This is a genomic window from Plesiomonas sp. (assembly GCF_051650925.1).
Classification (GTDB): Bacteria; Pseudomonadota; Gammaproteobacteria; order Enterobacterales; family CAMTGL01; genus Plesiomonas.
Window position 1 is genome coordinate 1 of record NZ_JBOFRH010000543.1, and the last position, 11,759, is coordinate 11,759.

Below are 11,759 nucleotides of genomic sequence, written 5' to 3' on the forward strand. Positions count from 1 at the left end.
CCTGCAGGAAAAAGTCTGCCCGATGATATCTACGTTGTTATTGAAATTCCGGCGAATGCAGATCCTATCAAGTATGAAGTGGATAAAGAGTCTGGCGCTATTTTTGTTGACCGTTTTATGTCTACCCCGATGTTCTACCCGTGTAACTACGGATATGTGAACCACACGCTGTCACTCGACGGTGATCCGGTAGATGTACTGGTGCCAACGCCTTACCCGCTGTTGCCCGGTTCCGTCATTCGCTGCCGCCCAGTCGGGGTACTGAAGATGACTGACGAATCAGGTGAAGATGCCAAAGTGGTTGCAGTACCGCACAGTAAGCTGAGTAAGCAGTATGACCATGTGCAGGATATCGACGATCTGCCAGAGCTGCTGCGTGCACAGATCACCCACTTTTTTGAGCGTTACAAAGAGCTGGAATCTGGTAAGTGGGTCAAAGTTGAAGGCTGGGAAGGGGTTGAATCAGCAAAAGCTGAAATTCTGACCTCATTTGAGCGCGCTAAAAAAGCGTAACCGGCCAGAACAACAGGCCGCTTGAAAGATAGCTACAAATAACCATAAAAAAACACCGCTCAGATGGGCGGTGTTTTTTTATTTTCTGCGTACAGTGCTAACAGACTGGTTTAAAACTCAAACTGATAAATTAGATCAACAGCCTGATTTAAGCCCGATACTGCCTGTAAATACAAGCTTGGCATTAAACGGTAACGCAGTGTCAGCTCGGCTAATGAGTCAAAAATACCTACGCCGTATTTCACTTGTAACCCCGGCATAATGTAACCACTCACCACCACTTGTGAGCTATCACCCACCCCTTGTGTATCAAGTGATAGATCACTGATACCAAATGCCTGACCAATCTGCCCAACCAACTGGCTACCTTGCGATAGGCCAATCCCAATCAGGGCTGAGGTCATCGCGCCACTGTCACCATCACCATCATCCAGTGGTTCACCACGCAACAGATAAGAGAGCGCTTCGGCCTGTGACATTGCCGGTTCAGAGAAAATCGTCAGCACTGGGCTGTCTGCCAAACCGGTAATCCGCAGGCCAGCAACGACATCATTCTCCACCGCTTCAGGGTTACGGATGGCTTCGATATTCAGCATTGGCTGTTCCGGTGGGCCAACAAACAGCAACTGACCTTTACGAATCACCAAATCCTGACCAAATGAGTGATAACGGCCATCAGCCAGATACACGGCACCACGAATAGTCGGCCCCTGTGTATTTTGCAATACATGTAAATTACCGTGCAAACGGGCTTTCAGACCAAAAGCGTTCAGGCGGATATCATCACCTAAACGGATCATCAGATCAGTTTTCACCGCCGCACCCGGATTACTTTTCTCTACCGGTTGCAGTTGGTTATTCAGGATCACCAGATCAGATGAGCTATCTACTGCGCTCTCCGGCAGGCTATCAACATTGATGCGTGCCCACGGGATCTGCACCGAACCGGTCAGCTCTATTTGTGTGGGGGATGCAGTAAAAGTGAGATCTGGCGTGACATCCAATTGCACCATCGGCGGCAACGCAACCCGCAAGCGGTTCGCATTAGCTTTGACCAATGCACTCCACTGCTCCGGCTTTTGCCAGTTAGCCTCACCGGTCAGATTCAGTACACTTTCAGGGGTTTTTAATGCACCACTCAGTGTTGAACTTGTGCCTAAGAAGCGAATATTCAGATTGCCGCCAATAATATCTACCGGCAACCATGCGCCGGTCAGCTGCGGCTCGTTCACACTCAACTCACCACGTAACAACGGTTTTAACAGTGAACCGCCGAGCTGCAAATCAGCATTAATATCACCCTGTGCCTTTTCGCTTTTCTCCAGCATCGGTGAAAGCACACCCAGAGAAAGTTGGTTGATTTTAATACTGCCACCCAAACGGCGGCTACCGGCCAGATCGCTGATCTCAATGCGGTTATCCAGCCCACCATTACCCTTAATCTGAACCTGATTGGTCAGCAGTAAGCGCCCTTTTTCGATATTCAGATTCAGAGCTAGCGTGCTTAAATCTATCGGAAGACGGCGACCCATCAGCCACTGAACAATCCGAATATCGCTGCTGTTGATACTGGCTTTGACCGTAGGAATAGCATCATCTGCTCTCCAGCGGATCTCGCTTTGCCCCTGTAGCTGCCCTTTCAGACGTGTTTGGTCGCCCAAGAAAGGTTTGAGCATGGCCAGATCAAAGCGGCGCAAGGCAATTTGCGCTTGTCCGCTTGCCCCTACCGTAGCCGCCTGTGGTAAACACACTTCGGCATTTGGGTTGGTTAAACACAGCGGGCTAATGGTGAGTTGCTGTTGCGTATTTTTATACGCCAGAGCAACCGGCGCTTGCAGCGTCCATGGGCCGACCGGTGTTTGTGCTTCCGTCTGACTTAGCGTGCCTTTCCAGTTCATGCTGCTGCGATCAAAGCTGCCATTTAATCGTAATCCGGCAGAAACCGGTTCACCTTGCATCGCAAAACGCAATTGATGCTGACGCTCATCACCACTGGCTGCCAGTGTCAATGTTTTAACCGACAGATCACCTTGCACCAGATTTTGCAGGCTGATATCCATATTGCCCTTAATCTGCTGCTGCGAATCCACTTTACCTTTAGCCTGTAAACGGCCGATTTGCAGATCTTGCCAGCGTAAACGGGTCGCAGTCAGGTCAAGATCTACATTCGGTGTCAGCAGTGCACCGCGCAGCTGCAAGTTACCTTTCACTTGCCCGCCTAAATCCGGCAAAATGCCATCTAGACGCGGCGCATTGATCTCCGCATCCATCTTCCAGTTTTTATCAATAACCCCTTTTGCCAGCAGATTATTGCCACCCATATTGAGTTTAAGTGCCGAGATATTCCATTTTCCGGTACTACGCCCGCTCACTACGGCCTGTAAATCGAGTGGTTTTTTCAGTGCCTGCCCTTTGATGTTAAAAATCGGAACATCAACGGCCCATGCCTCACCTTGTAGTTCACCTTTAGTGCTAACACGGCCATTTAATTGAGCCGGATAATCAGGCCACTGCTTAGTCGTGCTCAGATTATTGAGATAGAGATCTGCACGCCATTTGAGCAGCTTTTTCCATGCCAGTGAGCCTTTCAGTTGTGCATTGCCGCCGAGCGTATCAAGACGCAAGTTTTGAATGGCGACATGGCTAAGATCGCCCTGTGCAGTTAACCCTAGTTTGCTGGCAGGCAGATCAGTGCCACTTACTGCAGCATTCAATTTGAGCTTATAGTCTTCGGCGCTACCGGTCAGTTTCAGGGCCAGATCCTGCACACTGTAATCTGCCGTTCCGGTTAACGGCCAGACTAGCCGTTTACTATCAACCGACAGTTGCAGTGGTAAACCGGCTTTAGCCAGTTCAGTCTGCAAAGAAATCTGTGCCTGTACATCACCACGCAGTGCCAGCGCTACATTTAGCTGTTCATACAGCGCACCACTCACATCCAGCTGTAACTGCTGCTTATTCAGCGGGGCCAGTGCAAGGTTGGAATCTAACGTGAGCTGTACAGGGAAGCTTTTTGCCAGATCAATCGTTCCCGATAATGATGCACTGCCTTGTGGCAGAGTGACTTGCAGGGTATCGATACTGACTTTGTTATCGACAGTATTGGCACTGAGCAGCAGATCATCAATCTGCAATGGCGTGCCTGTATCAATCAGTGTTTGCTTGGCATGGATCTGCTCAATCGCAATATCCACCGGCAAAGTGATAACGGGCAGTTCAGGCAGTAGCGGTTTTGCAAATAACGCGGTTAGCTGCTGGGCGATATCATCAGATGCCGCGCTGTCGGTTGTATTAGCTGCAGCGCTGTGAGTGACCGGGCTGCTGACTGCCTTCTTTTGATCAGCGGCAGCTTTTTCCGGTATTGCCGACTTACTGCTGTCAGTGGCTGAAGGCTCTGATACGGTACTGTCGATAGCCGTAGGTGCAGTTTTTACCGTTAGGCCGTTAAACTCGGTCGGCTCCAACGTAACCAACTGCTCACGCCAGCGAGCTGCACTGCTAAAGTGGGCTAGTGAAATCTGTGTACCATCAACCGAAACATTGATGTTATCAAGCTGCAATAGCTGTAATCCCAACGGGTACGGTGTTGATATTCGGGTAAGTGGTGCAGACTCTGACGGCTCAGACGGTGGTAACAGCGCGGTATCTATCGCCACGTTAACCTTATTAGTGGTCAACTGGCGAATACAGACTTCACTGCGGCGCAAGCAATTCAAATCGAGCTGCAACAGGAAATCATCAACCGTGACATCCACGCCCGGCATACGGTATTCCACCCCCTGTAGGTGAATACCGCGAGACCAGTTGCCCGAAACGGCGCGAATATCCAACCCCGGAACCCAGCGAGCAGCACTGTTAAATACAATGCGCAAACCTGACTCGGTACCCAGCAAACCGGCCAATGCCGCAATCAGTAAAAACAGGGTAATTAAAAAACCAATACTTAATTTTTTTAACGGATTCATAGCTCTGGCCCCAGAGAGATATAAAGCTGCACGCCGGAGCTGTCTTTAGCAAGAGGATGTGCAATATCAACGCGTACAGGGCCCAGTGGTGACCCCCAACGAACACCAACGCCAACACCTGATTTCAGATCATCACGGCTAAACTTGTTGGTCGCAAAACCAGTGTCATAAAACACCGCACCCCACCAATTACCGCTAACATTGTACTGATATTCGAGTGTTCCGGTTGCCATTTGCGATGCACCGGTCAGTTTGCCTTCACTGTCGACCGGAGAGATCGACTCATACTTGTAACCACGAATACTGCGGTCACCACCGGCAAAAAAACGCAATGATGGCGGCACTTTATCAAAGTCACTGCTCTCTAACCAACCCGCCTCAAGACGCGAGACAAAACGGTGTTTTTCTGCGTAAGTTCGAATCCAGGTGGTACGGCCGCGCAACTGCAACATATCAATGTCTGACATCCACGCGGTATTGGCATAATAAATACCAAAGACTTGTGAATCCCCCCAAGATGGCATCAAACCACCGCGTGAGCGAGTACGGGCAAATTGCACGCCGGGATATAACAAGAAGGTATCAGCTTGTTGTGAACCCTGTTCAAAGCTGCTGTAACTGGTATTTAAGGTGAGCGTGTGCTGCCAACCGGAAGAGACATTCCAGTACGCACCGATACTGGCAGAGACGGATTGATCTTTGGTGTCATTATTATTCTTTGATTCAATCTTACTGTTGAAGGTATAGAATTTTTCCAGCGGATTATCACGCGTAGGAATACGATAACCAAACTCCAACGTTTGTTCCGGTTGTGAAAGCCCCATTTTCGTTTCAGAGCTGTGGCCCAACTTATTGGTCCACGGTTTATTCCATGTAATATTCGTTCGCGGACCAATATCCGTGGCATACCCCAGACTAAATTCAACTTTGTTGGGCGCTCTTGGTGCCACCGTCACCTGTAAAGGCAACTCCATATTATCGGAAACCTTACTGAATAACGGGTCAATGACCACGTTACGATACCAGTTGGTATCCGAGAGATTTTGGTTAAATTTTGCCAGCGTAGCGGCTAAATAGTAATCCCCCGTTTTGAAAGGAATTAACGGCGTTAAGCGGGATTCAAGAATTTGCGAGCCACTGAAAGTCACATCACCAAAGCGGTAACGGCGACCACTGTCGAGCGTAATATCCCAAAATGCTTCATACAATTCAGGCGCAACTTCCAGTTTACTGTTGGATATCTGAGCTTTGAAATAACCGCGCTCTAATGCCAGAGAGGTTAATTGCTTACGAAATGCATCGAAATCACCTTGGTTCAAGACAGAACCTATTTTAGGCGTTTTTTTTAGCAAGGCCTGAAATGCTGGATCATTGCGGGCATCGCCCAGTAACTCAATATTGATTTTCTTAATTTTAACCGGCTCACCGGGTTTTACTTTAGCAATCAACAGCGGTTTTGCCGGCGGATCGCGGCGGACTAAATCAAACTGGATCTCAGGGCTAAAATAGCCCAGTGCTTTCAAACCATCTTCAATACCGGCCTTGACCCGCCGTTTAAAACGCGGGCTGGCAGAAACCTCGTCATCGGTAATGGTTGAAAGGTGCGCACGAACGTTACGTTGCAGTTCACCGCTTAGGCCATCTATTTGTAATTTTACCGAGGCTTGTAACGGTAATGATGCTAATAGTAATGTGAATAACAAATATGCTGTTCTTTTTCGCACAAACACCTCAACGGAGATCACGTTGATTAAATTCAAGAAACAATTTCTTGCTCTACAATGGTAGAGATCATAACTATCCATTCCACAGTAATATACAGCGTAGAGCAAAAATACAGAGGATTTTATGATGAATTCAGATAAATCTGTCTTGGTCAGTGCAAATAATGCATTAAAGGGACGTTCTGTTCCGATAAAACTTAGCGCTCCTCATGCAGTATTTGGCATGTCTTTGTATGCAGATGCGCCACCAAATACACAGGCTATTATTATGGCTATGGGCTGTTTTTGGGGCGTAGAGCGCCTATTTTGGCAGCAAGAAGGGGTTTGCTACACTGCCGCTGGATATACCGCCGGATACACTGAAAATCCACATTATGATGAAGTCTGCTCTGGCCTGACTGGGCATACTGAGGCCGTACTTATCCGTTATACCCCTGAAATCATCAGTTTTGAGCAATTGTTACAACTCTTTTGGGAACACCACGATCCGGCACAAGGTATGCGACAAGGTAATGATCGTGGCACGCAATACCGCTCGGGGATCTACACATTTACCGAAGAGCAGGCACAGCTAGCCACCCGCAGCCAACACAACTACCAGCGCGCCCTGCGTGACGCCGGTGATCTGCGCAACATCACGACGGAGATTTCTCCCGCAACAACATTTTATTTTGCCGAAGAGTACCATCAGCAATATTTGTTTAAAAATCCGCATGGATACTGTGGGCTGGCGGGAACCGGAGTCTGTCTGCCGCCGCAAGCTTAACAACGACACCTAGCTTCTAATTCAACGGACAGCTATACTGCGTAAGTTATTTAAGTTGGTTACTTAATCTACAACAAGTAACTGCTGCGCTGCGATCTTATCGTCAGACACCTCCTTGTCGCTATGATCGTAGCGCGCGTAACTTTAGTAGTACGAACAACGAAATAGTACCGACAACGAAATGCTCCACAATTTGTGTGAGCCATAATTACTGTTAAGGTCTCGTGATAATGCTGGAAAATATACTGGCCATTGTTCTGCTGATCGCGGGAAGTGCTTTCTTTTCCATTTCAGAAATCTCTCTCGCAGCCTCTCGTAAAATCAAACTCAAGGTGATGGCCGATGAAGGCAATGTAGGTGCAGCGCGTGTCATTGCCCTACAAGAACAGCCTGGCAACTTCTTTACTGTGGTACAAATCGGGTTAAATGCCGTTGCAATTTTAGGCGGTATTATTGGTGATACGGCGTTTTCACCTTACTTTGAAAGCCTGCTGATTCACTGGCTCTCACCGGAAATGGCCGGAAAAATTGGCTTTTTACTCTCATTCTCTATTGTGACCGGTGGCTTTATCCTGTTTGCGGATCTGATGCCAAAACGCATTGGTATGGCAGCGCCTGAGTCAATCTCAACGCGTATTGTTACACCAATGCAATTTTGCATCACCGTATTCAAACCATTAGTCTGGTTTTTCAATGGGATAGCAAACACACTGTTTAAACTGTTCAACATTCCTACTATTCGTAAAGAAGACATCACTTCTGATGACATCTACACCGTGTTTGAGCAAGGCGCACTCGCAGGGGTACTCGGTAAACAAGAGCATCATCTGATTGAAAACGTGTTTGAGCTTGAATCACGTACTGTGCCCTCTTCGATGACACCGCGTGAAGATGTGATCTACTTTGATATTCGCGAAAGTGAACAGAGTATCCGTGAAAAAATCTCCTCGCATCCACACTCTAAGTTTTTGGTGTGTGATAACAACATTGACAGTGTCGTCGGCTACGTTGACTCAAAAGATATGTTGATGCGGATTTTGAACGGAAAAAGCATTGCCTTGCACGAAGGCTTGCCAATGCACAACCCACTGTTTGTGCCTGATTCGCTCACCCTGTCTGAAACACTGGAAAGTTTTAAAGGCAGCAGTGAAGATTTTGCCGTTATCCTCAATGAGTATGCTCTGGTCGTGGGGATTATCACCCTCAATGATGTCATGAGCACCCTGATGGGTGATCTGGTCAATCAGAATCAGGAAGAGCTGATTGTGCAGCGTGATGAAAATACATGGCTGATTGAAGGCAGTACACCGATTGATGATGTCATGCGGGCATTGGATATTGATGAATTCCCAGATTCAGATAACTATGAAACCATTGGTGGTTTCATGATGTTTATGCTGCGTAAAATACCAAAGCGTACCGATTACACTATCTTCGATAAATATAAGTTTGAAGTGGTGGATATTGATAACTTTAAAATTGATCAGTTACTTATCACTCGTATGTCACTTGAGAGCATAAATAAAGAAGAGCTTGAATTAGCAAAGCGTAGTGATGGCACGCCAACGCCGGAAGAGACTGAACAAAAAAACTGAATAAATATATCGAATAACAGGATTTGTTTGTCTAATCACGGCCAACCTAATCATTGAAATACACACTAAAAAAGCCATCATTGCTGATGGCTTTTTTTATTGCGCTTTTCTGTTGCTCTTTATTGCGATCTGATTATTCAGGCATACTGTATATTACAAATATACTCATCTCTTACGCTGCCTCAGCATGCAATTCACTGATATGGCGATTAATCTCGCTCATCACAATGTAATGCTGTTTATCTTTTGTTTTTGGCAGCAGGATCTTACCCTGATCAAATTCAAAAGCACCGATTCCCTTAATATAGACACGGCCACGGAAAAATCCCTTTACGTAGCGCGCAATCACAGGGGGGTTGTAACGTTGAAAAATACGCATCATTGGTTTGACCTCCATTCAAGTCCACTTGTCTGCTCTCTCGGCGTTTGAACATTCCTCGTCAACCAAGCACAACATAATATTAACACAAGTGAGGTAAATCGTCATCATGACCAGGTCATCATAGTCATAATGTCATATCAGGTCGTTGATGATAGTCGGAAAATATTGCTGAAATTTTTCAGTAAAACGATATTTTGTGACGATTCACAAATTTATCCCGCGATATAATAATGGTCACATATAAAACATGGTCATCACTATACGATAAATGTCGTATCTCACTCCTGATCTGCACATCTCCACAGCAAGAATAGCCACACAAAACAGCAACCAAACCGTAACCTGAACCTGACAAACCCCACCGTGCAGGCTATGCTAACCACAGGTCATATTCTTACCGTATGGCTTGTACTCTTCAGTCAATCACGCCTATTTCAATAAGATCGCGGTAATCGCCGCAGATGAAGACTGATGCTCTTCCCCTATTTTATAAAGGATGAAAACAAGATGAAGAAAATCGTTCTGATGGTTGCACTGAGTGCCCTGTTTCCAGCGTGGGTGTTTGCCTCACTGATCCAGCAAGATAAGCCACTGCCAAGTGCCACTGTGATTGATAAAGGTGAAATGGTTATCCAAAAAACAGAGAAATCAGGCACTGATATTGTGTACTCCCCTTGGAGCACGCAGCAATTGAGTGGGAAAGTTCGTGTAGTACAAGCCATTGCAGGGCGCTCATCTGCCAAAGAGATGAATGCACCTTTTATTGAAGCGATTAAAGCCGCCAAGCTTTCGCACGAACGTTATCAAACCACCACGATTGTGAATGCTGACGATGCCATTATCGGCACCAGTGCCTTTGTGCGCAGCAGCCTAAAAGACAGCAAACTCGAATTTCCGTGGTCACAATTTATTTATGATGCTAACGGTGTAGTGCAACAGGCATGGCAGTTAAAACCGGAAAGCTCCGCCATTATTGTGCTCAATGCGCAAGGGAAGGTATTGTTTGCCAAAGAAGGGGCGCTGACGGCGGGTGAAATTAGTCAGGCAATGGGCCTGATCCAAGCTGAATTGAAAAAATAACGGCTGAAAAATAGGTAAGTTACGGCCAAGAGCCTCAACACATAAACATCACCACGGGCCGCGTAATAAAACGTCCCGTGGTGATTTTGTAATAATAGTACTGATTTTAACGCGGGCGCTTACAGAATATCCAGCAGCTCAACATCAAATTGCAGCATGCTGCAAGGCGGGATAGATTGGCCAGCGCCACGCTCACCATATGCCAGTGCATGTGGAATGTATAAACGCCACTTAGAGCCGACTGGCATCATAGTCAGCGCTTCGGTCCAACCTGCAATCACGCCATTAACCGGAAACTCTGCCGGTTGGCCGCGCTGTACAGAACTGTCGAAAACAGTGCCATTTAACAGGCTACCGGTGTAGTGTACTTGCACGCGGTCAGTACGTGCAGGAATTGGGCCAGTACCCTGTTCCAGCACTTCAAACTGCAAGCCTGAACCTGTGCTATTCACACCTTCACGGCTAGCATTTTGTTGTAAAAAGGCTTCGCCTTCGGCAGCAACTTCTTGGAATTGAGCCTGACGCGCTGTTTCCGCACGGGTGTGCATTTCACGCAGTGCGCGATGAACTACATCAACCGGAATTGCAGGTGCATTGCCTTCTAGCGCATCACGCAGACCCGCAGACAGCGCATCAAGCGCTAAATCAGCCATACCACTGTCAACCAGTTGTTGGCCAATTTGCAAACCAATACCATAACTTGCTTGTGCTTCTAAGGTTTCAAGAATCGGGGTTGTCATCTGTTTTCCTTACCGATAAACCGCTTACTGAACCGCGAGCATAGCAGTCTCTGTTCTTTCCGGCAAAAAGTGGGAAGAGAAATCCGAGTTTTCAATCTAAATACCGTGACATTTGCCGTCGAAAAGGAAAAAATAAACTTATCGCGGCACGTCTAGTACATGGAGCAAAAGTGGACCTGCGAACAGATAACGGGCCTGTGGGAAGAACAGGTCAAAAGCGCCGAGCAAAACCGGTCAAAAAAAATCAGAACAGCCGCACACGGCGTCTGCAACGCTGGTTTAACCGCCTAGAGTTGCCTCAGTGGCAGTTGCCGACCATGAATATCTCACTGCCATCGGCAGAGTTGGGGTTGTCTGGCGTATTACAGGCGGGTCTGATTGCACTGTGGCATATTCCTGATCGCTTTACGTGGTTCGGCCCAGTCTCGCCTTTTCACCGCCGCTGGATGACGGTCAGCGTACTGGTTATCCTGCTGGGTATCTTGCTGCCTTCGGGTGACAGTACCTCACGCGGACCTTCGGCAACCTCTGTGGATGAAAACAGAGCGCTCAGTGGTGCTGATACGAATGATGGCCAGCCGGTGACGCTTACACCGGAAGCTCTCTCTGCCCGTGAGCCTGATCGCCGAATTCCGCAAGAGATGCCAGAAGAGCTTGAGCGGCAAACCGAGGTTGAACCTGTTATACCGCCAGCACGTAATAACGGTAATAACACAGCGGCAATCAACTCAGCCAATCGGACACCGGCAGCAGAACGCCCGATCACCGAACGGCCAAAAAGTACGGTAACTGCACCACCGGCCCGTAACACCAGCAGCGAAAAAACCATGGTTGCCGATAAACCGGCAGTAAAACCAGCGCCAGTAACCAAACCACCAGTTAAAGAAGCCGCCAAAAAAGAGGTAGTAAAAACGACACCGCCACCGGCTGCTACAAGCAACAGCACTGGCTGGAAAAGTTATCAGGTTGGTAAAGGTGTCACTTTGGCGCAGGT

At 47.6% G+C, this 11,759-nt stretch carries 9 protein-coding genes; 5 read left to right on the forward strand and 4 right to left on the reverse strand.

Annotated elements, in window-relative coordinates:
- Positions 1–513: inorganic diphosphatase (ppa, locus tag ACRC27_RS12945; RefSeq protein ID WP_438640065.1), on the forward strand; the 513-nt coding region annotated here is incomplete at its 5' end.
- A 110-nt stretch (positions 514–623) separates the two neighbouring features.
- Here ppa and tamB read toward each other — a convergent pair.
- Together tamB and tamA are read right to left on the reverse strand one after the other, a co-directional pair.
- Entirely contained in the window at positions 624–4,478 is a 3,855-nt protein-coding gene (gene tamB / locus ACRC27_RS12950) for an autotransporter assembly complex protein TamB (protein WP_438640066.1), read from the reverse strand.
- Complete coding sequence (gene tamA / locus ACRC27_RS12955) at positions 4,475–6,181, reverse strand: autotransporter assembly complex protein TamA (protein WP_438623453.1); 1,707 nt, start codon at positions 6,179–6,181, stop codon at positions 4,475–4,477. Before tamA ends, tamB begins: the two co-directional genes overlap by 4 nt.
- A 148-nt stretch (positions 6,182–6,329) precedes the next feature.
- Here tamA and msrA point away from each other — a divergent pair, with 148 nt between their 5' ends.
- The gene (gene msrA, locus ACRC27_RS12960; RefSeq protein ID WP_438640067.1) at positions 6,330–6,968 is read left to right on the forward strand and encodes a peptide-methionine (S)-S-oxide reductase MsrA; all 639 of its coding nucleotides are present in this window, start codon (positions 6,330–6,332) and stop codon (positions 6,966–6,968) included.
- A 230-nt stretch (positions 6,969–7,198) separates the two neighbouring features.
- A complete protein-coding gene (locus tag ACRC27_RS12965; RefSeq protein ID WP_438623451.1) occupies positions 7,199–8,563 on the forward strand; it encodes a hemolysin family protein in 1,365 nt (454 codons plus the stop codon).
- A 172-nt stretch (positions 8,564–8,735) separates the two neighbouring features.
- Here ACRC27_RS12965 and ACRC27_RS12970 read toward each other — a convergent pair whose 3' ends face one another.
- On the reverse strand, positions 8,736–8,942 hold the full coding sequence (locus tag ACRC27_RS12970; protein ID WP_438623578.1) for a DUF1107 domain-containing protein: 207 nt from the start codon (positions 8,940–8,942) through the stop codon (positions 8,736–8,738).
- A 510-nt stretch (positions 8,943–9,452) separates the two neighbouring features.
- Here ACRC27_RS12970 and ACRC27_RS12975 point away from each other — a divergent pair.
- Positions 9,453–10,025, forward strand: a complete 573-nt coding sequence (locus ACRC27_RS12975; RefSeq protein ID WP_438623450.1) for a YtfJ family protein — start codon at positions 9,453–9,455, stop codon at positions 10,023–10,025.
- Between the two features lie 119 nt (positions 10,026–10,144).
- On the opposite strand, the gene ACRC27_RS12980 is transcribed toward ACRC27_RS12975, so the two are convergent.
- Positions 10,145–10,765: an FKBP-type peptidyl-prolyl cis-trans isomerase gene (locus ACRC27_RS12980; protein WP_438623449.1), complete on the reverse strand. Its 621-nt coding sequence runs from the start codon at positions 10,763–10,765 to the stop codon at positions 10,145–10,147.
- A gap of 170 nt (positions 10,766–10,935) precedes the next feature.
- Between ACRC27_RS12980 and ACRC27_RS12985 the strand changes: the two genes are divergently transcribed.
- Positions 10,936–11,759 (forward strand): hypothetical protein (locus ACRC27_RS12985; protein ID WP_438640068.1); only part of this gene is annotated, 824 nt, incomplete at its 3' end.

What these genes read in the sequence shown, in the direction of transcription:
- tamB (WP_438640066.1), bottom strand. Translation starts at nt 4,478, where the DNA reads ATGAATCCGTTAAAAAAATTAAGTATTGGTTTTTTAATTACCCTGTTT.
- ACRC27_RS12980 (WP_438623449.1), bottom strand. Translation starts at nt 10,765, where the DNA reads ATGACAACCCCGATTCTTGAAACCTTAGAAGCACAAGCAAGTTATGGT.
- ACRC27_RS12965 (WP_438623451.1), top strand. Translation starts at nt 7,199, where the DNA reads ATGCTGGAAAATATACTGGCCATTGTTCTGCTGATCGCGGGAAGTGCT.
- ACRC27_RS12970 (WP_438623578.1), bottom strand. Translation starts at nt 8,942, where the DNA reads ATGCGTATTTTTCAACGTTACAACCCCCCTGTGATTGCGCGCTACGTA.
- msrA (WP_438640067.1), top strand. Translation starts at nt 6,330, where the DNA reads ATGAATTCAGATAAATCTGTCTTGGTCAGTGCAAATAATGCATTAAAG.
- ACRC27_RS12975 (WP_438623450.1), top strand. Translation starts at nt 9,453, where the DNA reads ATGAAGAAAATCGTTCTGATGGTTGCACTGAGTGCCCTGTTTCCAGCG.